This is a genomic window from Streptomyces uncialis, assembly GCF_036250755.1.
Lineage (GTDB): Bacteria > Actinomycetota > Actinomycetes > Streptomycetales > Streptomycetaceae > Streptomyces > Streptomyces uncialis.
The window spans coordinates 6,932,707-6,957,063 of sequence record NZ_CP109583.1; the positions used below are offsets into that span (position 1 = coordinate 6,932,707).

General features: G+C 73.6%; 21 protein-coding genes. 11 read left to right on the forward strand and 10 right to left on the reverse strand.

The window, feature by feature from the left end; translation table 11 throughout:
* Positions 1-25: 25 nt before the first annotated feature.
* The 6 genes from OG711_RS28990 to OG711_RS29015 all read right to left on the reverse strand — a co-directional run bounded on the left by OG711_RS28990 (position 26) and on the right by OG711_RS29015 (position 5,655).
* On the reverse strand, positions 26-1,417 hold the full coding sequence (locus OG711_RS28990; protein ID WP_399546541.1) for an SLC13 family permease: 1,392 nt from the start codon (positions 1,415-1,417) through the stop codon (positions 26-28).
* A gap of 463 nt (positions 1,418-1,880) precedes the next feature.
* Positions 1,881-2,543, reverse strand: a complete 663-nt coding sequence (locus OG711_RS28995) for a response regulator transcription factor (protein WP_073791240.1) — start codon at positions 2,541-2,543, stop codon at positions 1,881-1,883.
* Positions 2,540-4,027 (reverse strand): sensor histidine kinase, encoded by a 1,488-nt coding sequence (locus tag OG711_RS29000; RefSeq protein WP_073791237.1) that lies wholly within the window; start codon positions 4,025-4,027, stop codon positions 2,540-2,542. The genes OG711_RS28995 and OG711_RS29000 overlap by 4 nt, the downstream gene beginning before the upstream one ends.
* The gene (locus OG711_RS29005) at positions 4,014-4,397 is read right to left on the reverse strand and encodes a hypothetical protein (protein WP_329561427.1); all 384 of its coding nucleotides are present in this window, start codon (positions 4,395-4,397) and stop codon (positions 4,014-4,016) included. Before OG711_RS29005 ends, OG711_RS29000 begins: the two co-directional genes overlap by 14 nt.
* 171 nt (positions 4,398-4,568) lie before the next feature.
* Positions 4,569-4,850: an Lrp/AsnC family transcriptional regulator gene (locus tag OG711_RS29010; RefSeq protein WP_073791232.1), complete on the reverse strand. Its 282-nt coding sequence runs from the start codon at positions 4,848-4,850 to the stop codon at positions 4,569-4,571.
* A 37-nt stretch (positions 4,851-4,887) separates the two neighbouring features.
* Entirely contained in the window at positions 4,888-5,655 is a 768-nt protein-coding gene (locus tag OG711_RS29015) for a rhomboid family intramembrane serine protease (protein ID WP_107499308.1), read from the reverse strand.
* Positions 5,656-5,835: 180 nt separating this feature from the next.
* Here OG711_RS29015 and OG711_RS29020 point away from each other — a divergent pair, with 180 nt between their 5' ends.
* From OG711_RS29020 to OG711_RS29040, 5 genes are all read left to right on the forward strand, one after another.
* The gene (locus OG711_RS29020; RefSeq protein ID WP_073791229.1) at positions 5,836-6,075 is read left to right on the forward strand and encodes a hypothetical protein; all 240 of its coding nucleotides are present in this window, start codon (positions 5,836-5,838) and stop codon (positions 6,073-6,075) included.
* Positions 6,076-6,113: 38 nt separating this feature from the next.
* Entirely contained in the window at positions 6,114-7,463 is a 1,350-nt protein-coding gene (locus tag OG711_RS29025; RefSeq protein WP_329561430.1) for an NYN domain-containing protein, read from the forward strand.
* A 542-nt stretch (positions 7,464-8,005) separates the two neighbouring features.
* Complete coding sequence (locus OG711_RS29030; RefSeq protein WP_329561432.1) at positions 8,006-9,115, forward strand: C40 family peptidase; 1,110 nt, start codon at positions 8,006-8,008, stop codon at positions 9,113-9,115.
* Between the two features lie 278 nt (positions 9,116-9,393).
* Positions 9,394-10,431, forward strand: a complete 1,038-nt coding sequence (locus OG711_RS29035; RefSeq protein ID WP_073791223.1) for a C40 family peptidase — start codon at positions 9,394-9,396, stop codon at positions 10,429-10,431.
* Between the two features lie 66 nt (positions 10,432-10,497).
* Positions 10,498-11,751 (forward strand): hypothetical protein, encoded by a 1,254-nt coding sequence (locus OG711_RS29040; RefSeq protein WP_405674158.1) that lies wholly within the window; start codon positions 10,498-10,500, stop codon positions 11,749-11,751.
* On the opposite strand, the gene OG711_RS29045 is transcribed toward OG711_RS29040, so the two are convergent.
* A complete protein-coding gene (locus OG711_RS29045) occupies positions 11,708-13,096 on the reverse strand; it encodes a glycosyltransferase 87 family protein (RefSeq protein WP_405674159.1) in 1,389 nt (462 codons plus the stop codon). The genes OG711_RS29040 and OG711_RS29045 overlap by 44 nt on opposite strands.
* A gap of 220 nt (positions 13,097-13,316) precedes the next feature.
* Here OG711_RS29045 and OG711_RS29050 point away from each other — a divergent pair, with 220 nt between their 5' ends.
* Positions 13,317-14,459: a glycosyltransferase family 4 protein gene (locus OG711_RS29050; protein ID WP_099284093.1), complete on the forward strand. Its 1,143-nt coding sequence runs from the start codon at positions 13,317-13,319 to the stop codon at positions 14,457-14,459.
* Between the two features lie 250 nt (positions 14,460-14,709).
* Here OG711_RS29050 and OG711_RS29055 read toward each other — a convergent pair whose 3' ends face one another.
* Positions 14,710-15,483: an ABC transporter permease gene (locus OG711_RS29055; protein WP_079184831.1), complete on the reverse strand. Its 774-nt coding sequence runs from the start codon at positions 15,481-15,483 to the stop codon at positions 14,710-14,712.
* Positions 15,480-16,232 (reverse strand): ABC transporter ATP-binding protein, encoded by a 753-nt coding sequence (locus tag OG711_RS29060; RefSeq protein ID WP_329561435.1) that lies wholly within the window; start codon positions 16,230-16,232, stop codon positions 15,480-15,482. Before OG711_RS29060 ends, OG711_RS29055 begins: the two co-directional genes overlap by 4 nt.
* Before the next feature lie 112 nt (positions 16,233-16,344).
* Between OG711_RS29060 and OG711_RS29065 the strand changes: the two genes are divergently transcribed.
* Together OG711_RS29065 and OG711_RS29070 are read left to right on the forward strand one after the other, a co-directional pair.
* Complete coding sequence (locus tag OG711_RS29065) at positions 16,345-17,649, forward strand: sensor histidine kinase (RefSeq protein WP_329561437.1); 1,305 nt, start codon at positions 16,345-16,347, stop codon at positions 17,647-17,649.
* Entirely contained in the window at positions 17,649-18,299 is a 651-nt protein-coding gene (locus OG711_RS29070) for a response regulator transcription factor (protein ID WP_329561439.1), read from the forward strand. Before OG711_RS29065 ends, OG711_RS29070 begins: the two co-directional genes overlap by 1 nt.
* A gap of 118 nt (positions 18,300-18,417) precedes the next feature.
* Here the strand turns inward: OG711_RS29070 and OG711_RS29075 are convergent, their stop codons facing one another.
* On the reverse strand, positions 18,418-20,217 hold the full coding sequence (locus OG711_RS29075; protein WP_266514354.1) for an AMP-dependent synthetase/ligase: 1,800 nt from the start codon (positions 20,215-20,217) through the stop codon (positions 18,418-18,420).
* Positions 20,218-20,535: 318 nt separating this feature from the next.
* On the opposite strand from OG711_RS29075, the gene OG711_RS29080 reads away from it, so the two are divergent.
* From OG711_RS29080 to OG711_RS29090, 3 genes are all read left to right on the forward strand, one after another.
* Entirely contained in the window at positions 20,536-21,327 is a 792-nt protein-coding gene (locus OG711_RS29080; protein ID WP_073791206.1) for a metallophosphoesterase family protein, read from the forward strand.
* Positions 21,328-21,519: 192 nt separating this feature from the next.
* Positions 21,520-21,957 carry an SRPBCC family protein gene (locus OG711_RS29085; protein ID WP_073791204.1) on the forward strand — a complete coding sequence of 146 codons (438 nt, stop codon included), beginning with the start codon at positions 21,520-21,522 and terminating at the stop codon, positions 21,955-21,957.
* 1,166 nt (positions 21,958-23,123) lie between these two features.
* On the forward strand, positions 23,124-24,299 hold the full coding sequence (locus OG711_RS29090; RefSeq protein WP_266514349.1) for an ArsA family ATPase: 1,176 nt from the start codon (positions 23,124-23,126) through the stop codon (positions 24,297-24,299).
* Positions 24,300-24,357: the final 58 nt, after the last annotated feature.

Here is a 24,357-nt window from a genome sequence, read left to right on the forward strand (position 1 = left end):
GCGGAGCGCGGAGGGTGACCCGGTATCAGGTCAGGGGAACGCCGAGCAGGGGCCAGACCGCGACGGTGAACAGCAGCACGAGCAGCGCGGTCATGGGGGCGAGGACGGCGGACATCCGCAGCAGATCGCGCGGGGTGTAGGTCGGGATGCCGGGAATCTCGGCGTAGAGGGTGACGGGTTTCGCCGAGGCGGGCAGAGTGTGGCAGAAACCCGCGGCGGCGGTGGAGGCGAGGGCGGCGGCGACCGGGTTCACCCCGGCGCCGACCGCCGCCGCGACGACCAGCGGCACCAGGACGGAGGACCGCGCGGAGCGGGACTGGAGGACCAGGTGCGCCGCGGTGGACACCCCGATCACCACCGCGAGGAACAGCCACGGCGGCAGATCCAGCGGTATCCCGCCGACCAGGTACTTCGCGGCGCCCGAGTCGGACAGGGCGAGGCCCATCGCCATGGTCGCGGCCATGAACAGCAGCAGCGACCACGGGACGGTCTTCAGCGCGTCCTTCAGCCGTACGGTGCCGAGCGCCGGGGACGCGGCGACTATCGCGCCGATCAGGGCGACCACCGCGGGCGGCACCCGGTGCAGGGGTTCGCTGCACCACAGGGCGACGACGGTGGCCAGCAGCAGCGCGCAGCGGCTCTCAGCCGCGCTCCAGGGCCCGGTGACGGGCTGTTCGCTGTGTTCCTGGATCTGTTCGGCGGTGATGTGGACGGGGCCCTTGCGGTCGGCGCGCTTGGTCGTGGTGAACAGGACCACCTCCGCGGCGAGATGCGAGGACACTACGGCGAGCGGGAGCCCGACGAGCAGCCAGTCGGTGAAGCCGACACGTTCCCCCGCGGCCTCCCACAGCACCGACACGGTGATGAGGTGGGCGCCCGCGCCGATCAGGGTGGCCACCGCCGACAGCAGGATCACCGTGGGGAACAGCAGCGCGAGCATCACGACCAGCCGGGTGCGGCCGGCGAGGACCTTGGCGAGCGCGAGGAACACGGGCATGGCGAGCGCGGCGCGGCCCGAGGTCGCGGGCACCGCGAACGCGGTGACCACCAGGGCGGCGGTCGTCAGATGGGTGAGCTGGCGGACATTGCGGGCGCCGCCGACCAGGAACGCGGCGGCCCGCCCCGCGAGGCCCGTCCGGGCGACGGCGGCGGCGAGCACGAAGGCGCAGATCAGCAGCCACACCGTGTCGTCACCGAGGGTGCCGAACAGGGCGTCGCTGCTGATCACGCCGGTCGCGGTCAGGGCGAGGCCCGCGCCGAGCGCGATGTACGTGTCGTCGATCGGCGTTCCGATCCAGGCGCAGGTCGCCAGGGCGAAGATGGCGAGGGTGATCCGCGCGTCGCCGCTGAGGCCCGGGAAGTTGCCCGGGACCACGAGGAGTGCGCAGATGCTCAGCGCCACGCACAGGGTCGCCATTTGCCGGATGTTCACTGTCACATGAGAGAGCTTTCACCTCGGCGGTGAGGGCTCCATGAGTTGTTGATGAAAGGAACTTCACGCGGCGCCTTCGCTGTGCGCTTCCCGGTTCACCTCAGCGTGGCTGTTCCTGTGCGGGGTGTCTTCGGTTGCCCCCGCCTGGTTTCTTGTGCTGGGCGCGGTTGTTCCTGTGCCGTCGTTCGTGGGGTGCGCGGTTCCTCGCGCCCCTGGGTTTCCTGTGCTGGGCGTACTTGTTCCTGTGCGGGTCGTTCGTGGGTGCGCAGTTCTCCGCGCCCCTTCGGGGGCGTTCCCTGGCGTGGTTCGTCGGGTGCGGGTTGTTCGTGGGGCGCGGTTCCCCGCGCCCCTGGGTCTCCTCGGCCTGGCGTACTTGTTCCGGTGCCGTCGCTCGGTGGTTTCGCGCGGTACCCCGCGCCCCCTTGGGGCGCCCGTCGGCTGTCCGGGGTTACTCCGGGAGGCGGTAGCCCATTCCTCTTACTGTTTCGACTCGGTCGGCGCCGAGCTTCTTGCGCAGGGCGCGGACGTAGACGTCGACGATGTTGGAGCCGGGGTCGAAGTCGTAGCCCCATACGTGGGACAGGATCTGCTCGCGGGACAGGACCTGGCCGGGGTGGCGCAGGAACAGTTCCAGCAGGACGAACTCGCGGGCGGTCAGGTCGACGGTGCGCTCGCCGGAGCGGGCGCGGCGGGTGCGCAGGTCGAGGGTCAGTTCCCCGCTGCGCAGCACGGTGACCTCGGGGGCGCGGGCGGCGGTGCGCAGCCGGAGCCGGACCCGGGCCAGCAGTTCCTCGAAGCGGAACGGCTTGGTCATCCAGTCGTCGGCGCCGCCTTCGAGACCGGCGACGGTGTCCCGTACGGAGTCCCGTGCGGTGAGCACGATCACCGGGACGGAGATCCGGGCCTCGCGCAGCTGCCGCAGGACGGTGAAGCCGTCCTTGCCGGGCAGTCCGATGTCGAGGACTATCAGGTCGAATCCGCCGGTGACGGCGTAGTCGTAGGCCGCTTCGCCGTCGCCGACGACGGTGGTGGTGAAGCCGTTGGAGCGCAGCCCCTTCTGCACGAAGGAGGCGATGCGTTCCTCGTCCTCCACGATGAGTATCCGGTTCACAGTGCCGCTTCCTTGGTGGGCTCTTCCAGTGCGGGCATGAGGACGGTCGTCCCGTCGGGGTCGTCGAGGACGAGGACGAAGGTGGCGCCGCCGCCCTCGGTGGGCCGCAGCTCCACCCGGCCGCCGTGACCCTCGGCGATGGCCTTCACGATCGCGAGGCCGAGGCCCGCGCCGGTGCCGCGGGCGCCGCGCCGGGCGGTGCCCCGCCGGAACCGTTCGAAGATCACCCCCGCGTCCTGCGGCTGGACCCCGGGGCCGCTGTCCGCGACGTACAGCTCGACGCGGCCCTCCTGGACCCGGGAGCCGATGGCGACCTGCTGGCCGGGGACGGTGTGCTGCACGGCGTTCTGCGCGAGCTGCACCATGGCCTGGGTGATCCGCTGGGCGTCCAGGTGCACCTCGGCGTCCGCGAGTCCGGCCAGGGACCAGTCCCGGTCCCCGAGTGCCCGGGCCTTCACGAACACGTCGGCGGTCAGTTCCCCGAGCTGGACGGGTTCGGGGCTGACGAAGTCGGGGCGTTCGGACTTGGCGAGCAGCAGCAGGTCCTCCACGATCCTGCTCATCCGCTCCAGTTCCTCCAGGACGATCCGGACGGTCTCCTCGCGTTCGGCGGGGTCGTCGCCCATCAGTTCCAGATGGCCCCGGACGATGGTGATCGGGGTGCGCAGCTCATGGCCGGCGTCGTCGACGAACTCCCGCTGGGCGGCGAACGCGCGCTCCAGCCGGTCGAGCATGGCGTTGAAGGTGTCGGCGAGGGCGGCGATGTCGTCGCGGCCCTGGACGGGGATACGGCGGGTGAGGTCCTGTTCGGTGAGCTGGGCGGCGGTCGAGCGGATGATCCGTACGGGCCGCAGGATGCGTCCGGCGACCGCCCAGCCGATGCCGGTCGTCATCAGAAGGGCCACCCCGGAGATGGCGATCAGCATGGTGAACACATCGTTCGCCTTGGCCTGTTCACCGGCCGGGTGGAAGGCGACGACGAACGCGGCGGGGGGATGCCCGGGGCTGGACGCGATCGTCACCTTCGCCCAGCGCACCTCGCCCTGCGGGCGGTGCAGTGTCCCGGTGGCGTGCCGTGACTCGAACACCTTCTTCAGGGCGGGCTTGTCCGCGGCCAGCGGGTGGTCGACCCGGGTCTCCCGCGGCTGCACCTTGGTCACCGGGTCCTGCCCGGGGACGTCGGTCAGCCCCAGGAGTTCCTCGTCGGGGTCGGCGTACTGACGCATCAGGAACAGCCGCAGCAGCGCGTCGGGGTCGGTGAAGGGGTCGCCGGTGTTCGGGTCGACGCCGCGGTCGGCCAGATTGGCGAACTCCTTGGCCTCCTGGGCCAGCAGGCCGTTGATGCGGTGGTCGGCGTCGCGCAGCAAAACGGAGCGGGTGGCGAAGGCCACCGCGCCGAGCGCCACCGCCATCACCAGCAGCAGCCACAGGAGGATGCGCAGCCGTGCGGAGAGCCGGCGGCGCACCGGATCAGCCGTCGTCACCGAAGTCGTCGCCGCCAGGTCCGTCGTCGTCCCCGCCGGGGCCGTCGTCGTTGTTGTCGTCGCCGGCCGGGGGCTTGCTCGTCGGCTTCTTCGTGGGCTTGTCGGTGGGCTTGTCCGGGGCGGTGCTCCTGCCGCCGTCGGGGGTGGTGCCGGAGGGCGTCCCGTCCATGGAGGGCGGTGCGACCGTCTCGTCGCTGGGCGTCGGACGGGGCGAGCCCGCGGAGCCGGAGGGGGAGCCGCTCTCCAGCTCCACCTTCTGCGGAACCTTGCGGTCGTCGGGACTGTCGGTGAGGGCGTAGCTGGTCACCGCGATACCCAGCGGTATCGCGACGACCGCGGCGAGTGCCGCTATGCGATGAGTGAAGACCATGGTTCCGATGGTGACGAGGCCAACCGCGCCCCAGGATGAGACGCGGATGAGGAAGTCTTCATCTTCGGCCCGGGGAGGTGCCCCGGCTGACGCGGTACGGGGCGGGGCGTCGGCGGCGGACGCGGTGGCGGTACGGGCCGGCCGGGGGACGGCCGGGCGGGGGCGGACGGGTCAGGAGTCGAGCCCGATGGCGAACGCCGCTTCGAGGTCGTGCTGCGAGTAGGTGCGGAACGCCACATGGGTGTCGGTGCCCTCGACGCCCGGGATCTTGCTGATCCGGCCGGGGATGACCTCGGCGAGATCGTCGTGGGAGCGGACCCGGACCATGGCGATCAGGTCGTACGTCCCGGTCACGGAGAAGACCTCGCTGACGCTTTCCAGCGCGGCGATCGCCTCGGCGATCTCCGGGATGCGGTCCACACTGGTCTTGATGAGCACGATCGCGGTGATCACGGCTGGCTGTCTCCCTCGGTGGCCGCTGCTGGTGGATTCACTCTAGCCCGCCCCTGTCCGGCTCCTCCCGGATCGTGGCGGGGCTCCTGGGGAGACCCGGCCGCAGGCGGCCGTACCCGGCCCAGCAGCCCAGGAACCCGAGCCCGAAGCCGATCAGATGCGCCAGGTACGCCACCCCCGGCCCCTGGCCGTCCCGGCTCGCCGCCAGCCACTGGAGCGCCACCCAGAACGGCAGCACCATCCAGGCCGGAAAGCGCAGCGGCAGGAAGAACAGGAACGGGAACAGACTGGTGACCCGTGCCGTGGGGAAGAGGTACAGGAATGCCCCCAGGACCGCCGAGATCGCCCCCGACGCCCCCACCAGGGTCTGACCCCCGTCCGGCTGCCCCGCGTGCGCCGTCGCGTACCCGGTCAGCGCGAGCGCGCCGCACACCACGTACAGGACGAGGTAGCGCAGCCGTCCCAGGCGCTCCTCGGCCATCGTCCCGAAGACGTGGAGGAAGAGCATGTTGCCGAGCAGATGCAGCCAGCTCCCGTGCACGAACAGGGCGGTGACGGGGGTGAGCAGGGCCCGGGGCGCCCCGGAGAACAGTTCGGCGGGGATCACTCCCCAGCGGGCGAAATAGGACCTTTGTGCGGCGAGCAACCCGTCCCCCGTGCCGTACCCCGGGTTCAGGCCCGGGACCGGTCCGAGCAGGAAGATCAGCGCGCATGCCGCGATCAGCGCGTACGTCACCGGCGCCGAGCGGCCGCGCGCCGCCCCGCCCGGCCGGGCCGTCCGGTCACCACCCCAGGAGCCGATCATGGACAGATCATGACGGAACGGGACCGAAGCCGTACGGTTGCCCCGCCGTTGCCAGGACCCGAGCGGGCTGCCCCTTACAGGTCGTAGGGTTACGGCGACACGCGCCCGCGCGACGGGCGCGCCATGGACGTGACGGGTGTGCCGCGGCGCACCCCAGGCCCTAAGGAAGCGACGCCCACGATGACGGTTCCCCTGCCGACCGAACGGACGCGGTGGCGCTGCACGCTCTGCGGCAACCTCACCCGCTTCGATGTGACGCGCTCCTCGAAGGTGGTCGAGTACGTCCACCTCGACCTCGCCGGAGAGCCCAAGGTGGAGGAACGCGACGTCGTCAGTGAGACCATCGACACGGTGCGCTGCCGCTGGTGCAACGCGAACGACTCGGTGGAACTCGTGGACAGGCCGGGTGCCGACTCCTGACGGAGCCGGCCCCGCACAGCTAGTGGGGTGACGGACGGATGACGGAGAGCGGAGGCGGGGAGCCGGACGACGGCACCGCCGAGGTGCTCGACCGCCCGCTGCCCGAAGGCGTGCGCCGCCGGGTCGTCCAGATCGTGTCGGACGGCTTCGGCGGGCTCACCGTGTCGGAGCTGCCGTCCGCCCTGCGGCAGTACGCGCGCTTCACCCCCAGCCGCCGCGCCAAGTTCGCGGGCAACGCGATGGCCGCCGCGCTGGAGAGCGACCCCCTGTTCCGCCAGCGCATCGCGGAACATCTGCGTGAGAACCAGGGGGAGCTGGCCGGGGCGCTCGACTCGGGTTCCCCGCCGCCCGCCGCCGACCCCCTCGACGTGGCCGCCGCCGCGTACGTCCTGCGGCCCGCCGGCTGGGTCAAGCTCGTCGCCGCGGCCGGTGAGGAGGCCCAGCGCGCCGACGCCGAACGCGCCGACGAGGAGGCCCGCGCCGAACTCGACCGGCTGCGGGTGGAGCTCGCCGAGGCCCGCCACCACACCCGCGCCGAGACCGAGCGGCTGCGCGCCGACCTGGACGCCGCCCGCCGCGAGGCCGAGTCCCTGCACCGCAAACTGCGCGCCGCCCTCAGCGATGTGAAGCGCGGCGAGGCCGCCCTGCGCAAGGCGCACGGCGAGATCGACGCCGTCCGCACCGAGACCCATGTCCAGCGCTCCGCCGCCGACAGCGAGGCCCGCAGGCTCAAGTCCCGCCTCGGGGAGGCCGAGGCCGCGCTGGAGGCCAGCCGCCGGGCCGCCCGTGAGGGCCGCAGCGTCGAGGACATGCGGGTCCGGCTGCTGCTCGACACCCTCCTGGAGTCCGCTCAGGGGCTGCGCCGGGAACTCGCCCTGCCGCCCGTGTCGGTGCGGCCCGCCGAGACCGTCGAAGCCGTCGAACCGGGCCGGATGACCCCCAAGGACATCGCCGCGCGCGCCCTGTCCGAGCACGACCCCGCGATCCTCGACCAGCTCCTCGCGCTGCCCCAGGCCCATCTCCTGGTCGACGGGTACAACGTCACCAAGACCGGCTATCCGCAGATGCCCCTGGAGAAACAGCGGCTGCGGCTGCTCGGCCAGCTCTCGCTGCTCGCCGCGCAGACCGGCGCCGAGATCACCTGTGTCTTCGACGGCGCCGAACTCGCCGCCCCCGTCCTGCTCGCGCCCCCGCGCGGGGTGCGGGTGCTGTTCTCCAAACCGAAGGTCACCGCCGACGAGCTGATCCGTCAGCTCGTGCGCGCCGAACCGCCCGGCCGGCCGGTCATCGTGGCGTCCACCGACCGTGAGGTGGCCGACGGGGTCGCCAAGGCGGGCGCGCGCCCGGTCGCCTCCGTGATGCTCCTCAAGCGGCTGTCCCGCGGCTGACCGCGAGCGGCTGTCGCGGCCGGTCCGGCGAGCGGCTGTTCCGTGGCCGAACCGCGAGCGGCTGTCCCGTGGTTGAACCGCCCCGGCCCGCACTCCGCCGTCACTCACCTGACCGTCGCGTACCTGTTGTCGCGAACCCGCCCGTCTCGAACCCGGGCCCACCCGTACCCGGACAACCGGCGCACACGCCGCACGATGTACCACCGGCGGCTCCGCGTAACCGAACAAAGCGCTCCGCCGAAGCGCGCACGAGGGCCACTTCGCGCCATCTGTCCTGTAACTGACCTCTGGGGCGGTTGTCCGGATTGGCCCCGGGTTCACGCAACGTAGCGTCAGTCACGCGTCACGGCAGGTGAGTTGTATGTAAAGAATGCGGGTACGACCGAGATTTTTCCGGTGAGGATTTGAACTGATCACAAGAGGGTCACTAAGGTCAGGCGTCGAACCTCCGCTCGGGTGATCGCTCAACGGGAGCGACGGCGGAGGGGCACCGCCCGCCGGCGTACTCGGTAGGCGGCTGAGGGATGAAGGAGCTCGCCCCCGTGGCGTCCCACCGTCGACCGAAGCAGCCGAGCCGCGCCCGTGTGACCGTGCTCACCGTGACCGCCGCAGCGGCCGTCGCTCTCACCTCGCAGTCCGCGCAGGCCGCGCCGAGCGAGAAGCCCACCAAGGACGAGGTCAAGTCCAAGGTCGACAAGCTCTACCAGGACGCGGAGAAGGCCACCGAGAAGTACAACGGGGCCAAGGAGAAGCAGGAGAAGCTCGACAAGGAGATCGACACCCTCCAGGACAAGGTCGCCCGCGGCCAGGACGACGTCAACGAGCTCCGCTCGGGCCTCGGTTCGCTCGCCAGCGCCCAGTACCGCAGTGGTGGGATCGACCCCGCTCTCCAGCTCTTCCTCTCCTCCGACCCGGAGACCTATCTCGACAAGGCGTCCACGCTGGAGCAGCTCAGCGGCCAGCAGGTCGAGTCGCTGCGCAAGATCCAGGAGAAGCAGCGCTCCCTCGGCCAGCAGCGCCAGGAAGCCTCCGACAAGCTCAAGGACCTCGCCGAGACCCGTACCGAGCTCGGCGGCAAGAAGAAAGAGGTCCAGGGCAAGCTCGCCGAGGCGCAGCGGCTCCTCAACACCCTGACCGCCGCGGAGAAGGCGGCCCTCGCCGAGGAGGAGCAGCGCGCCACCCGCAACAGCGAGCGCGCCGCCCTGAAGGCCACCGAGAGCACCAAGACCAAGTCCGACTCCGGGAAGGCCAAGACCGGCGGGCAGAGCGCGGGCGGCCAGGGCGGTTCCGAGGCGCCCGTGTCGGGCCGTGCCTCCTCCGCCTACGCCGCGGCCCAGAGCAAGGTCGGCGTCCCGTACGTGTACGGGGCCAGCGGGCCCAGCTCCTTCGACTGCTCGGGCCTCACCTCCTGGTCCTTCGCGCAGGTCAACCAGTCCATCCCGCGCACCTCGCAGGCCCAGGCGAACATCGGCACCCGGATCAACTCCCAGAGTGCCCTCCAGGTCGGCGACCTGGTGTTCTTCTACTCCGACCTGCACCACGTCGGCTTCTACGCGGGCAACGGCCAGGTGCTGCACGCCCCGCGCACCGGCGCCAATGTGCGCTACGAGTCGATCAACAACATGCCGTACATGTTCGGCGTCCGGGTCTGATCCGTCCCGCCCGCACTCCGTTCCCCCGCCCGCGTATCCCACCGGTACGCGGGCGGCGGCGTTCCCCGCCCCGGGAAAGTGCCCGCGACACCCCCCGAACGGGCGAAATCCGTGTTCCGCCGCTGACCCCGCGCCCCGCCGGTGACCTGCGTACCAGGCGAGGTGTCACCGTCCGTGTGCGAGGCGGTCTTTGGCCGGAGCGTGGTCGCCCGGCTACTGTCTGGCGCGCATTCCCCCGCCGAAGCAAGGGGGTCCGTCAGCGGAAGGAGCGGCTGCCCGTGGGGTCCCATCGCCGCCCAGTACCCGGCCTCGACCGCAGTGCCCGAGTCACCGCCCTGACCGCCGTCGCGGCCACCGCGGCGGCGGCCCTCGTCGCGGGTCCCGCCGCCGCCGCGCCCGGCGACACCCCCGCCGCCACCCGGGCCGAGGTCGACCGGCTCCACACCCAGGCGGAGAAGGCCACCGAGGCGTTCAACAAGGCCGACGAACGCGCCGACCGGCTCCGCGCGCGGGTCGCGGACATCCAGGACCGGGTGGCCCAGGGCCAGGAGCGCATCAACACCATGCGGGGCGCGCTCGGCGCGCTCGCCGGGGCGCAGTACCGCTCCGGCGGCGTCGACCCCGCGCTGGAACTGATCCTGTCCTCCGACCCCGACGCCTATCTGGACCGGGCCGCGACACTCGCCCGGATCGGCTCCCGGCAGACCGGGGACCTGCGGCGGCTGAACGGCGCCCAGCGCGCCCTCGACCAGGAGCGCGCCGAGGCCGGCCGCACCCTCGGCGAACTGGAGCGCAGCCGCGCGGACGTGGCCCGCCACAAACGCGCCGTCGAGGGCAGGCTCGGTGAGGCGCGGCGGCTGCTCAACTCCCTGACCCGGGCGCAGCGCGACGCCTACGAGCGGGCGTCCCGTTCCCGCCATCAGCGCACCACGCTCGACGCGGGGTCCGCCGGGAGCACCGGCGCCCCCTCGGGCCGGGCCGCCACCGCGCTGGCCGCCGCCCGCTCGGCCGTCGGCCGCCCCTATGTGTGGGGCGCCAACGGCCCCACCGGCTTCGACTGCTCGGGGCTGATGCAGTGGTCGTACGCGCAGGCCGGGGTCGGGCTGCCGCGCACCTCGCAGGCCCAGCGGTTCGCCGGCCGCAGGGTGCCGCTGTCCCAGGCGCGCCCCGGTGACCTGGTGGCCTACCGGGGGGACGCCAGCCATATCGGGATGTACGTCGGGGGCGGCCAGGTCGTGCACGCCCCCTACCCGGGCGCCCCGGTGCGCTACGACCCGGTCGGGATGATGCCCGTGTCGTCGGTGACCCGCGTCTGAGCCTCCCCCGGCCATCGGGCCGTCCGGCGGTGCGGTGACCGGCCCGGCGCCCCGTACGCTCTGAGCGTGGCGGAGCGCGGGCGGGGCGGGCGGGTCGGACGGACGGCGGCGGGGTACCGGTCCCCGGCCGCCGCGCTGCTGGTCGTGGTGGCCGTACTGGCGGGACTCGCGGGCTGCGGCGCCCCGGTCCGCGCGGATCCCGTGCTCGCCGACGCGCAACGTGTCCTGGACCGGCGGGCGGCGGCCGTGCTCGCCCGGGACACCACCGGGTACCGGGCCACCCTCGACCCCGGCCCGCGCGGCGGTACACCGCCCGCCGACCCGCTCTACGACCGGCTCGCCCGGGTACCGCTGCACTCGTGGTCGTACACGGTCAAGGACGCGGACCGCTCGGGCGACCGGGCCACCGTCCGCGCGGAACTCGGCTACCGGATCGCCGGGTACGACCGCGCTCCCGTCGTCGCGGACCGCGCCGTGGAACTGCGCGAGCGCGACGGCCGCTGGTACGTGGCCGGGGACCGGCCCGCCCGGGACGCGCCCCGCCAGCTGTGGGAACAGGGCCCGGTCGACACGGTCCGCGGTACGCACAGCCTGATCCTCGGCGTCGGTCACGACCGGGCCCGGCTCAAGGAGTTCGCCGGGCTGGCCGACCGCGCGGTGCCGCAGGTGAGCGGGGTCTGGGGGAACGGCTGGGCCCGCCGGGTGGTGGTCCTGGTGCCCCGGTCGCTGGAGGCCATGGCCGAGCTGCTGGGGGCGCCCGCCTCCGGCTACCGGGGCATCGCCGCCGTCACCACCGGCGAGACCGGCGGCTCGGGACCGACGCCCGCCGACCGGATCATCGTCAACCCGGACGCGTACGACGTCCTCGGCGACTTCGGCGCACAGGTCGTGCTCACCCATGAGGCCACCCATGTGGCGACCCGCCGCCAGACCTCGGAGGCGACCCCGCTGTGGCTCTCCGAGGGGTACGCGGACTGGGTGGGCTACCACGGCACGGGCCGTGCCGCGCGGCAGGCGGCGCCCGAGCTGGAGCGGGCCGTCCGCGACGGCCGGGTCCCCGGACGGCTGCCCGAGGACGCCGACTTCGGGTTCAGCGGGGACGCCGACCGGCTGGCGCGCGCGTACGAGAGCGGCTGGCTGGCCTGCCGGATGATCGAGGAACGCTGGGGCGGCGCGGAGCTGACCGCGTTCTACCGGGCCGTCGGCGCCCACGGGCAGCGGTCGGGCGCGGTCGACACGGCGCTGCGGGACGTCCTCGGGCTGTCGGAGGACGACTTCACGGCGCGCTGGCGGACGTATCTGAGGCGCGAGCTGGGCTGACCGCGGCGGGCCGCCCGCCGTACGCCTTCCGCGACCGCCGTACGCCCGGTGTCCCGGCGCCGGGCACCGTCGCCCGCCACAGCCGCCCGGCGGCCAGCAGGGCCGCCGCGACGAGCAGTCCGTTGCGTACGAACAGCAGCCCCACACCCAGCGGTTCGCCGGCCACGACCTCCGCGAAGTACACCGGGAACTCCAGCACCGTCACGAACGCCGCCGTGGCCACCAGCCACCCGGGGACGGCCATCCGGCTGTCCCGGAACGTCAGACACACCGCCGCGAGCCCGATCAGCCACACCACGTACTGCGGGCTGATGACCCGGCTGGTGACCGTGAACAGCAGGACCGCCACGAAGGCGGCGTCCGCCGGGGTCCCCGGTGACCAGGTCCGGGCCCGCACCCGCCACACCATCAGCCAGCCCAGCGCCAGCACCGACAGCGCCTGGGCGGCCGTGCTCACCACCGGCACGTACGGGCCGAGGAACTCCAGCGACCCGTAGTGCAGCCGCACCTCGCCCGGCCAGCCGAACCAGCGCGCCAGATGCAGTACCAGCGCGCCCACAGACTCGACCTCGGTGCCCCGGTCCCGCTGGGCGGTGAGGAAGCCGAACGCGCCGGGCATCGTCACGGCGAACACCAGCAGGACCAGCGACCCGGCCACCGCCGCCGCCGTCCACGCGCGACGGGTCGCCCGGCCCGGGGCGGTACCGGCGAGGACCAGCGCGGGCCACACCTTCAGCAGCGCCCCGAACGCCGCGAGGACCCCCGCCGCGCGCGGATGACGGACCCCGGCGACCAGCGCGGCCACCGCGACCGCCGTCACCATCAGGTCGTAGCGGGCGTACACGGTGGGCCCCAGCAGCGGCACCCCGCACACCCACAGCCACACACCCCGCTCACTGCCGCCGGGCCGGGTGCCCGCGTACTGGAGCAGCAGCAGGACCACCGCGTCGGCCGCCAGCACGAGCACCGTGAACGCGGCCGGGTAGTCCAGGAACGGCAGCAGCCCCGGCGACAGGACCGGCAGCGCGGCGGCGGGCGGGTACTGCCAGGTGACGTCGTCCAGCGGGAACGTGCCGGTGCGCAGCACGTCGTACCAGCCCTGGTAGATCACCGAGACGTCCACGGTCACATCGGGGCCCGGCAGGACGAACACCTTCAGGACGAACAGCAGGAGCAGCGCCCGGGTCAGCATCCACACCGTCGGCATGAGGGCCGCGCGGTACCAGGGGAGCGGGGCGGCGCGCGGGGGAGTGCCCGGTCCGGCCCCGGTGCGCGGGCGCGGGGCCGGTGCGGTCGCCGGTGTCCCCGGAGCCGACCCGGGAGCCACGTCCGGAGTGTCCGTCATACCCTTCCCACCCTGTTCGCCGATGGCCAAGGGGAGTCATCATGCCTGGCCGGACGGGGGCCGGGCCATCAGGCGGGGCCGGGCCGGACCGACCGCGGCACGGGGTTCGCCACCGGGCGGGCCGATCGGACCGGGGCCCGGGGGCGTGCGCGCCGGGCGTGTGGGCGGCGGCTCGGGCCGGGGGGCCGGTGGCGGTGACGGTTCGGTACTGTCGACGCCGATGCACAAGACCCTGATCGTCACGAACGACTTCCCGCCCCGGCCCGGTGGAATCCAGGCGTTCCTGCACAACATGGCGCTCCGCCTCGACCCGGACCGGATCGTCGTCTACGCCTCCACCTGGAACCGCAGCCGCGAAGGCGTCGAGGCCACCGCCGCGTTCGACGCCGAGCAGCCCTTCACCGTCGTCCGCGACCGGACGACCATGCTGCTGCCGACCCCCCGGGTCACCCGGCGGGCCACCGCGCTGCTGCGCGAGCACGGCTGCGCCTCGGTGTGGTTCGGCGCCGCCGCCCCGCTCGGGCTGATGGCGCCCGCGCTGCGCTCGGCGGGCGCCACCCGGCTGGTGGCGACCACCCACGGCCATGAGGCGGGCTGGGCGCAGCTCCCGGCCGCCCGGGGGCTGCTGCGCCGGATCGGCGGGTCCACCGACACCCTCACCTATCTCGGTGAGTACACCCGGTCCCGGATCGCCGGAGCCCTCGCCCCGGCCGACGCCGCCCGGATGGTCCAGCTCCCGCCCGGGGTCGACGAGAAGACCTTCCACCCCGGCTCGGGCGGCGACCTGGTGCGCGCCCGCCTCGGGCTCGCCGACCGGCCCGTCGTGGTGTGCGTCTCACGGCTGGTGCCGCGCAAGGGCCAGGACACCCTGATCGGGTCGATGCCCCGGATCCTCGCCGCCGTCCCGGACGCGGTGCTGCTGATCGTGGGCGGCGGCCCGTACGAGAACGATCTGCGACGGCTCGCGGAGACGACGGGCGTCGCGGACTCGGTGCGGTTCACCGGCGCCGTGCCCTGGTCGGAGCTGCCCGCGCACTACGGCGCGGGGGACGTGTTCGCGATGCCGTGCCGCACCCGCCGGGGCGGACTCGACGTCGAGGGGCTCGGCATCGTGTACCTGGAGGCGTCGGCGACGGGACTGCCTGTGGTGGCCGGGGACTCCGGGGGCGCCCCCGACGCCGTCCTGGACGGGGAGACCGGCTGGGTGGTGCGCGGCGGCCGGCCCGACGAGGCGGCCGACCGGATCGTGACGCTGCTCGGTGACCCGGAACTGCGGCAGCGGATGGGGGAGCGGGGCCGGGCCTGGGTCGAGGAGAGATGGCGCTGGGACCTGCTGGCGGAACGGCTCAAGGAACTGCTGTGACCCGGTGTGCCGCGGTGCGACGTGCGGTGCGGCGCGCGATCCGGCGCGGCGGCGTACGGACGCTGTCCGGGGCCCGCCCCACCTGAGCGCGCGCCCTGCCCCGGACGGCCCCCGCCCGGCTCGGCCCGTGTTCCAGGACGGCCCCTGCCCGACTCGGCCCGTGCCCCGGTCGCCCCGTGCCCCGGTCGGCCCGTGGCGCGGGCCGTCCGGAACGCGGGCCGGGAACGGGACACCGCGGTACGGCGGACCGTCAGACGGCGTCCTTGCGGCGCAGGGTGAGGTATCCCGCGCCGAGCGCCGCGGCGGTCCAGGCCGCCAGGATCGCGGTACCCGTCCACGGGCCGTAGTCCCGTGCGAACACCGGATCCTCCGGCGGCCCGGCCAGATGCATGATGAACGTGCCCGCCTGGTCCGGCAGGTACTGCGCCCACCCCCGGATCGCGGGGATGTTCCCGGCGCCCTGCGAGCCGAGCAGCAGCAGCGGCAGCAGCGCCCCCATCGCCCGCGCCGGACCGCGCAGCAGCGCCGTCAGCCCGAGCGCCAGCAGCGGCACCAGGACCAGATACAGCCAGCTCCCGGCGATCGCCCGCGGCACGCCCGGAGCGCCCCAGCCGACGCTGTCCGGGCCGAGCCCCCACTGGCCCGCCGCGAACGCCACCAGCACCGCCAGCAGCGACACGACGGCCAGTACCGCGGTCACCGCGAGCAGCTTGCCCGCGAAGAACGCGCCCCGGTGCGGGGTCGCCGCCAGCGACAGCCGGATGGTGCCGGTCGAGTACTCGCTCCCCATCACCAGGATCGCGAACACCACCAGCGCCAACTGGGCCAGCGTCAGCCCGTAGAAGCTCGCGAACAGCGGATCGGCGTCCGGCTGCCCGGCGCTCCCGGGATCCTCGCGCCAGCCGCGGAAGCTGCGCCCGATCAGCGCGGCGACGACACCGGCGACGGCCACGGCCGCGGCGAGGCACCACGCCGTCGAGCGCACCGTACGGATCTTCGTCAGTTCGGCCAGGAAGACGTTCACCGCTGCCCCTCCCGCTCGCCCCGGTACTCCAGGGACGCGTCCGTGAGCCGCAGGAAGGCGTCCTCCAGCGCGGCGGCCTCCCCCTCCCCGCCCATGCCGGTGGCGGCGAACTCGGCGACCGGCACATCCGCCAGCAGCCGCCCGCGCCCGATCACCACGAGCTGATCGGCGGTGCGTGCCGTCTCGGTCATCAGATGACTGGAGACCAGCACCGTACGGCCCTCCGCCGCGAGGTCCCGCAGCAGGTTCCGCAGCCAGCGGATGCCCTCGGGGTCGAGCCCGTTGACCGGCTCGTCCAGCATCAGCACCGGCGGATCGCCCAGCAGCGCGGCGGCGATCCCGAGCCGCTGGGTCATCCCCAGCGAGAACCCCCTGGTGCGCCGGGACGCGACATCCGCCAGCCCCACCAGCTCCAGCACCTCGCCCACCCGGCGCCGCGCTATCCCGTTGCTCCGCGCCAGCCACCGCAGATGGTCCCCGGCCCGTCGTCCGCCGTGCAGGGCCGAGGCGTCCAGCAGCGCACCGGCGTGGCACAGCGGCCGTGCCAGCTCCTGGTAGGGGCGGCCGTCGATCAGGGCGCGGCCCCGGGTGGGGCGGTCCAGGCCCAGGATCATGCGCAGCGTGGTGGACTTGCCCGCGCCGTTGGGCCCGAGCAATCCGGTCACCCGTCCCGGCCGGACGGTGAACGACAGGTCGTCCACCACGGTCCGGCCGCCGTATCTCTTGCCGAGGTTCCGTACTTCGATCATGCCGGGGACGCTAGGCGCCGGACCGGCCCGCGCTCCGCCCCCGAAAGTGGGCGCCACCGGTCCGCCTTCGTTGCCTGGCCGGGCCGTCGGCGTCCGGCATACGCTGCCCCACATGATCGCGCCCCTGCTCGCCGCGTTCGCCGTGATCACGACGGACACCGCCGTGCTGGCGGCCCGGCTCCCCGGCGACCCGCCGTCGTGGGCCGGGCTCCTGGGCACCTCGGTGCTCCTGACCGGCGTCGTCCTGCTCAGCCGCCGCAGTCCGGTCGGGGCGTTCGTCACCGCGCTGCTGCTGTTCTCGCTGCTGCCCGCGGTGTTCGCGCTGCTGCTGTGGACCGGGTACGCCGCCGGACGGGCCCTCGTCACCCGCGGCGGTACGGCGGTGACCGCGGGCGCGGCCTGCGGCGGTCTCGCCGTACAGCTCCTGGCCGCGCCCGACGACGCCGGGATCACCCAACTCGTCACCGCCTACCTGGTGTTCGTCGCGATGCCGCTGCTCGTCGGCCGCCATCAGGCACAGCACGACCAGCTGGTCGACGCGCTGTCCCAGCGCAACGAGGAACTGCTGCGCCGCCAGGAACTCCTCGCCGAGCGGGAACGCCTCGCCGAACGGCTGCGGATCGCCCGGGACATGCACGACTCGCTCGGCCAGCGGCTCAGCCTCGTCTCCGTCCAGGCCGCCGCCCTGGAGGTCACCGACCTGCCGCCCGACCGGCGCGACGGGGTGCGCCAACTGGCCCGTACCACCCGCGCCGCGATGGACGAGTTGCATGAACTGGTCGGCGCGCTGCGCGGGACGGAGGACCCCGGCCGCCCGGCCCCGGGCCCGGCCGGGATCGAGCGGCTGGTGGCCGACTTCCGGACCGCCGGGCTGCCCGTGGAACTCTCCCGCACCGGCCGTCCGGTGCCGCTGCCCGACGCGACCTGGCGGACCGCGTACCGGGTGGTGCAGGAGGGGCTGACCAACGCGGCCAAGCACGCCGGGGGCCGGCCCGCCGAGGTGGCCCTGGTCTGGGAACGGGACGCGCTGCTGCTCACCGTGGTGACACCGGAGGGACCGGGGGCCGCCGCGACGGCGGTACGGCCCAGCGGACCGGGCCACGGGCTCGTCGGGCTGGGCGAGCGGGTACGGCAGGCGGGCGGGCTGCTGGACCACGGCCCGCACGGCGGCGGCTTCCGGCTGCTGGCGATGCTGCCCGCCGGGGAGGGCCCGCCGCCCGGGTCCGACCGCCAGGACGCGCCGTACGGCCCCGCCGGGGAGGGCGTGGGCGGCGGGCGGACCCGGGAGCGGGGCTTCCCGTACGGGCCGGGCGGGGACGGCCGGGAGAGCACCGCCCGGGTCGCCGTGCGCGGGGTCGCCGCCGCCGTACTGGTCCTCGTCGTGCTGCCCGCCGGATTCCTGCTGGGGGTGCGCTGATGATCAGGGTGCTGGTCGCGGACGACGAGCCGCTCATCACGGCGGGCATCCGCACCGTCCTCGCCTCCGCGCCGGACATCGAGGTCGTCGCCGAAGCGGGTGACGGACGGACCGCGGTCGAACGCGCGGTCAGCCATCGCGCGGACGTCGCCCTGCTCGACATCGTCATGCCCGTCCTCGACGGGCTGGGCGCGGTGGACGAACTGCGCCGCCGGGCCCCGGCCGTCCGCTGTGTGCTGCTCACGGCGTTCGGCGCCGAGTCCCATGTGCTGCGGGCCCTGGAGTACGGCGCGGCGGGCTTCGTGCTCAAGAACTGCGAACCGGGGGAACTCATCCGCGCGGTCCGCGCGGCCCACCAGGGGGACGCCTTCCTCTCCCCGCAGGTGACCCGGCTGCTGCTCGGCACCATCGGCGCGGGGCGGGTGGGCCGACGGCAGGAGGCCGCGGGGCGGCTGGCCCGGCTCACCGCCCGCGAGCGCGAGGTGCTGGGGCTCGTCGCCGAGGGCCTGTCCAACGCGCAGATCGCCCGGCGGCTCCATATGACGGAGATGACGATCAAGACGTATGTGAGCCGCGTCCTCGCCAAACTCGACTGCGCCAACCGCGTCCAGGCCGCCCTGCTGAGCCGCGACGCGGGCCCGCACCCCTGACCGGCCCGGACCCCGGCCGGTCCGGACCCCGGCCGGTCCGGACCCCGGCCGGTCCGGACCCCGGCCGGTCCGGACCGCGAACGGTCCGCCGGGTGGACGACCCGCCGTGCGGACGGGCCTACTTGGCCTGGTAGATGGCCTCGATCTCGTCCGCGAAGTCCTTCGCGACGACATTGCGCTTCAGCTTCATCGACGGGGTCAGATGCCCCGAGTCCTCGGTGAACTGCGTCGGCAGCACCCGGAAGCGCCGTACCGACTCCGCCTTGGACACCGCCGCGTTGCCGTCGTCGACCGCGCCCTGCACCGCCGCCAGCAGATCGGGGTCGTCCCGCAGGGACGCGGCCGTGGCACCGGACGGCTTGCCGTGCTCGGACGCCCAGCGGCCCAGGAACTCCTCGTCGAGGGTGATCAGCGCGCCGACGAACGGCCTGCCGTCACCGACGACCATGCACTCCGCGACCAGCGCGTGCGCCCGGATACGGTCCTCGATCACCGCGGGCGCCACGTTCTTGCCGCCCGCCGTGACGATGATCTCCTTCTTGCGGCCGGTGATCCGCAGATAGCCGTCCTCGTCCAGGGTGCCGAGGTCCCCGGTGTGGAACCAGCCGTCGCGCAGCGCCTCGGCGGTCGCGGCCTCGTTGTTCCAGTACCCGGCGAACAGGTGCTCGCCGTGCAGCAGCACCTCGCCGTCGTCGGCGATCCGCACCACGGAACCGGGCAGCGGCTGACCGACCGTCCCGATCTTCTGCCGGTCCCACGGGTTGAACGTGGTCGCCGCACAGGTCTCGGTGAGGCCGTAGCCCTCCAGCACGGTGAAGCCGATGCCCCGGAAGAAGTGCCCGAGCCGCTCGCCGAGCGGGGCGCCGCCGGAGATCGCGTACTCGCCGTTCCCGCCGAGCACCGCGCGCAGCTTGCCGTACACCAGCTTGTCGAACAGCTTGTGCTTGAGCCGCAGACCGAGCCCGGGGCCCGACGGGGTGTCCAGGGACCTGCTGTACGCGATGGCGGTGTCCGCCGCCCGGTCGAAGATCTTCCCCTTGCCGTCCGCCTGCGCCTTGGCCCGCGCCCCGTTGTAGACCTTCTCGAAGACACGCGGCACACCGAGCACCAGCGTCGGCCGGAACGAGGCGAGCTCGTCCGTCAGCTGCCGGACGTCCGGTACGCAGCCCAGTTTGATCGGCGCCATCATCGGGGCGATCTGCACCATCCGCCCGAAGACGTGCGCGAGCGGCAGGAACAGCAGCACCGAGCACTCACCGGTACGGAACAGCGGGCGCAGCCGTTCCACGACGTTGCCGCACTCCGCGAGGAAGCTGCGGTGGGTCAGCACACAGCCCTTGGGACGGCCCGTGGTGCCCGAGGTGTAGATGATCGTGGCCGGGTCGTCGGCCTTCGCCAGCGAGCCCCGCTCGGTGACCTCCGCGTCGGTGACGTCCGCGCCGAGCCGCCGCAGCTCCTCGACCCCGCCCGCGTCGATCTGCCACACCTGCGCCAGCGACGGCAGCCGGCCTCGTACGGACTCCACCGACGCCGCGTGGGTGTCCAGCTCCACCACGCACGCCACCGCGCCGGCGTCGGACAGGATCCACTCCACCTGCTCCGGTGAGCTCGTCTCGTACACCGGGACCGTCACCCCGCCCGCGCTCCAGATCGCGAAGTCCAGCAGGGTCCACTCGTAGCGGGTACGCGACATCAGGGCGACCCGGTCGCCGGGCCCGACCCCGGCGGCGATCAGCCCCTTCGCCGCGGCTTCCACGTCCGCCAGGAACGCCCGCGCCGGCACATCACGCCAGGCACCGTCCACCTTGCGGGCGATGACGGCCACATCGGGGTGCCGTGTGGCGTTTCTGCGCACGATGTCGGTCAGGTTGCCGTCCGTCGGGACCTCGTACAGGGCCGGAAGGCTGAACTCGCGCAAGACTGCTGCTCCTCATAGGGCGCCGGCGCCACGACGGTGTGTCGCTGCGGCGGTCCGGGTACACGGCTCGGCGGTGCTCGGGGCTCCGGACCCCGCGGCCAGGGGTGCGGCACGGCGCCGGGCCTCGGAGCACGACGGACGGGCCGGACGTTACCGACCGGTACGACTCTTCGAAAGAGGGTTCCGGCCAGATGTTCGCTGCGTCACATGTCAAGGCGTTCCTTCGCGCACAGTAGTCCACCCCGTTCCCGACTGGGAAGTAACCGCAGGTCCGCCCGCCTCTACCCGGCTTTGCCCGCCCGCCCTAGGGTGATCGTCATGCCTGCCACCCCGCCCCGAACCCGCCACCACCGCGTCCATGTGGTGAGCGATGTGCACGGGAACGCCCGCGACCTGGCCCGTGCCGGGGAGGGCGCGGACGCCCTCGTCTGCCTCGGTGACCTGGTGCTGTTCCTCGACTACGCCGATCACACACGCGGGATCTTCCCCGAACTCTTCGGGGCCGAGAACGCCGGCCGTATCGTCGCGCTGCGCACCGCCCGCCGCTTCGAGGAGGCCCGTGCGTTCGGGGCGCGGCTGTGGGCGGGGATCGACCGGGAGGCTGCCGTCGAGCGGGCCGTGCGGGGGCAGTACGCCGAACTCTTCGCGGCGTTCCCGACCCCTACCTACGCCACCTACGGCAATGTCGACATCCCCGCGCTGTGGCCGGAGTACGCCCGCCCCGGGACCACCGTCCTCGACGGGCAGACCGCCGAGATCGGGGGCCTGACCTTCGGTTTCGTCGGCGGCGGACTGCGCAGCCCGATGCGCACGCCCTACGAGATCGGCGACGAGGAGTACGCCGCGAAGATCGAGGCCCTCGGCGAGGTCGACGTGCTGTGCACCCATATCCCGCCGGACGTCCCCGAACTCCTCTACGACACCGTGCCCCGCCGTTTCGAGCGCGGCAGCCGCGCGCTGCTCGACGCGATCCGGCGGACCCGGCCCCGGTACGCCCTCTTCGGCCACGTCCATCAGCCCCTGGCGCGGCGGATGCGGATCGGGTCGACGGAGTGCGTGAACGTGGGGCACTTCGCCAGTACGGGGAAACCGTGGGCGTTGGAGTGGTGACCGGGCCGCGGCCCCCGTCCCCTGTTCCCTGTTCCCTGTTCCCGCCCGTCCGCCCGTCCGCCCGTCCGTCCGCCCGTGCCCGCGCGGTGCCGGGCGGCGGTACGTGGCGCGGTGCGCGGTAGCCTTCATCTCCTTACCCGCGCGTAACGCGCGGCCTCACCCACCGGAACCGCATCTGGAGGAGCCACGGCGATGGCGGAGTACACCAGTTCGAGCATCAGGATCGAGGCCGACCCGGCCGACGTCATGGCCGTGATCGCCGACTTCGCCCGCTATCCCGACTGGACCGGCGAGGTCAAGGAGGCGGAGGTCCTCGCGACGGACGCCGCCGGGCGGGCGGAGCAGGTGCGCCTCGTCATGGACGCGGGCGCGATCAAGGACGACCAGACGCTGGCGTACACCTGGGGCGGTGGGCACGAGGTCAGCTGGACGCTGGTGAAGTCGCAGATGCTCCGGTCGCTGGACGGGTCGTACGTGCTGAAGTCCGTCGGGGACGCCGCGACGGAGGTCACGTACCAGCTCACCGTGGACGTCAAGATCCCCATGCTGGGGATGATCAAGCGGAAGGCCGAGAAGGTCATCATCGACCGGGCGTTGGCGGGGCTCAAGAAGCGGGTCGAATCCCCTTGAGGGAACGCCTCCGCACCTGAGCCCGGGGTGCCCGCGCGCTCCGTCCCCGGGGGGCCCGGTTCCCCGCGCCCCGGGGTCGCCTGTGCTGAGCGCACTTGCCCCGGTGCGGGTCGTTCGTGGGGTGCGCAGTTCCCCGCGGGTCGCCTTCGCTTGCGCTTCCCAGGTCCGTCCCGGTGGGCGCACCTGTTTCCTGTGCCGTCGCTCGGTGGTTTTGCGCAGTTCCCCGCGCCCCTTTGGGGCGCTCCCGGCTTGTTCTTCGGGTCGGTGCCGGTCGGGATTCTCCGTCCTCGCTCCAACGCGCTCGGTCGGACGTTCATGTGGTCCGACTGAAGAGCATCGGAGTCTGCGGGCAGAGATTCCCGCCCACCCCCTCCGGTGAGTCCGGCGACTGCGCGAGGAGGGTGGTTGAACCCCGTCCCGGGCTGATGGACAGCCGACAACCCCAGGCGGGCTGGGCGCCCCCAAAGGGGCGCGGGGAACGGCGCAAACACGACGAGCGACGGCACAGCAGCAAGTCCGTCGACCCCTGGAACCCCAGGGGCGCGGGGAACTGCGCACCCACCGGGCGACGGCACAGGAACAACTCCGTCCACCCGGGCGTACCTCAGGGGCGCGGGGAACTGCGCACCCCCCGAGCGACGGCACGGGAACAACTCCGTCCACCCGGGCGTACCTCAGGGGCGCGGGGAACTGCGCACCCCCCGAGCGACGGCACGGGAACAACTCCGTCCACCCGGGCGTACCTCAGGGGCGCGGGGAACTGCGCACCCACCGGGCGACGGCACAGGAACGAAGTGCGCCCAGCACAGGAACCCTAGGGGCGCGGGGAACTGCGCACCCACGAACGACCCGTACGGGGACAAGTGCGCCGACCCGGGCGTACCTCAGGGGCGCGGGGAACTGCGCACCCACGAACGACCCGTACGGGGACAAGTTCGCTGACCCGGGCGTACCCAGGGGCGCGGGGAACTGCGCACCCCGCGAGCGACGGCACAGGGGCAACTCCGTCCACCCGGGCGTACCTCAGGGGTGCGGGGAACGGGGCAACCTGTGGGGGACCGTACGGGGGGCGAGTGGGGGCACCCATGGGCCGCCCGTGCGGGGGCGAGTGCGCTGAGCCGGGGAGTGGGGGCTCGGGCCTCCCCGGACGGGGTTAGCGTGCGGGGATGCGAACCATCCTCGTGACAGGCCCCGGCGGAGCCGGCAGAACCACCGTCGCGGCCGCGACCGCCCTGACCGCCGCCCGCACGGGCAACCGCACGCTGCTCCTGTCGACCGACCCCGAGGACACCCTGGGCGCGGCCCTCGGCACCCCCACCGGCCCCACCCCCCGGGAGGCCGCCCCGGGACTCACCGCCTGGCGCCCGGCCGCCGCCGCCCGCTTCGGCGAGGACCTGCTGCGGCTCCAGGACTGGGCCGCCCCCGCACTGGACCTCGCGGGCGCGGCCCGGCTGGAGGGCGAGGAGCTCACCCCGCTGCCCGGCGCGGAGGAGGCCGCCGCGTTCCGCGCGCTGCGGGAGGCCGTCCGGGCCTCCCACGACGTGGTGGTCGTCGACCTCCCCCCGCTCACCCGCGCCCTCGCCCTCCTCGCCCTGCCCGAACAGCTCCGCCGCTATCTGCGCAGGCTGCTGCCCCCCGAGCGGCAGGCGGCCCGCGCCCTGCGCCCCGTACTCGGCAGGCTCGCCGGGGTCCCGATGCCGACGGCCGGGCTGTACGAGACCGCCGAACGCTGGGACCGCGAGCTCGCCGCCGTCCAGGAGGTGATCGCCCACCCGGCCACCACCGTCCGGCTGGTCGCGGAACCGGGCCGCACCGCGACCGACGCGCTGCGCACCGCCACCACCGCGCTCGCCCTGCACGCCCTGCGGGTGGACACCCTGCTCGCCAACCGGGTGCTCCCCGAGGACGCCGACGGCACCTGGCTCGCGGGCCCCGTCGCCCAGCAGGGCAAGATCCTCGCGGACTGGGGGTCCGCCGCCGGTCCCGGTTACCCCTTGGGACGCATACCGCACCTCGGCCGGGAACCGCACGGCGTCGACGACCTCGGGGCGCTCGCCGTCCCCTACGACCCGGCCCCGCCCGAGCCCGTGCGCTGGCCGGTCACCGACCCGCCCGGCGACGAGGGGGTGCTGCTCTGGACGGTCCCGCTGCCCGGGGCCGTACGGGAGGACCTGGATCTGCTGCGGCGCGGCGACGAACTCGTCATCACCGCCGGACGGTTCCGCAGAATCGTTCCGCTGCCGTCCGCGCTGCGCCGTTGCACCGTCGCCGGGGCGGGTCTGCGCGACGGTGAGCTGCGGGTCCGGTTCACGCCCGATCCGGGGCTCTGGCCGCGCACGTGAAAGGTGTACCGCTGTTCGGGTACCGTCGAAGGGACGAACCGTCGTCTTCCGCAGGAGT

Excerpts from the sequence above, each read along its gene's own strand:
- OG711_RS28990 (WP_399546541.1), bottom strand. The coding sequence starts at position 1,417 with ATGGCGACCCTGTGCGTGGCGCTGAGCATCTGCGCACTCCTCGTGGTC.
- OG711_RS29005 (WP_329561427.1), bottom strand. The coding sequence starts at position 4,397 with ATGGTCTTCACTCATCGCATAGCGGCACTCGCCGCGGTCGTCGCGATA.
- OG711_RS29015 (WP_107499308.1), bottom strand. The coding sequence starts at position 5,655 with ATGATCGGCTCCTGGGGTGGTGACCGGACGGCCCGGCCGGGCGGGGCG.
- OG711_RS29020 (WP_073791229.1), top strand. The coding sequence starts at position 5,836 with ATGACGGTTCCCCTGCCGACCGAACGGACGCGGTGGCGCTGCACGCTC.
- OG711_RS29025 (WP_329561430.1), top strand. The coding sequence starts at position 6,114 with ATGACGGAGAGCGGAGGCGGGGAGCCGGACGACGGCACCGCCGAGGTG.
- OG711_RS29045 (WP_405674159.1), bottom strand. The coding sequence starts at position 13,096 with ATGACGGACACTCCGGACGTGGCTCCCGGGTCGGCTCCGGGGACACCG.
- OG711_RS29050 (WP_099284093.1), top strand. The coding sequence starts at position 13,317 with ATGCACAAGACCCTGATCGTCACGAACGACTTCCCGCCCCGGCCCGGT.
- OG711_RS29060 (WP_329561435.1), bottom strand. The coding sequence starts at position 16,232 with ATGATCGAAGTACGGAACCTCGGCAAGAGATACGGCGGCCGGACCGTG.
- OG711_RS29065 (WP_329561437.1), top strand. The coding sequence starts at position 16,345 with ATGATCGCGCCCCTGCTCGCCGCGTTCGCCGTGATCACGACGGACACC.
- OG711_RS29070 (WP_329561439.1), top strand. The coding sequence starts at position 17,649 with ATGATCAGGGTGCTGGTCGCGGACGACGAGCCGCTCATCACGGCGGGC.
- OG711_RS29080 (WP_073791206.1), top strand. The coding sequence starts at position 20,536 with ATGCCTGCCACCCCGCCCCGAACCCGCCACCACCGCGTCCATGTGGTG.
- OG711_RS29085 (WP_073791204.1), top strand. The coding sequence starts at position 21,520 with ATGGCGGAGTACACCAGTTCGAGCATCAGGATCGAGGCCGACCCGGCC.
- OG711_RS29090 (WP_266514349.1), top strand. The coding sequence starts at position 23,124 with ATGCGAACCATCCTCGTGACAGGCCCCGGCGGAGCCGGCAGAACCACC.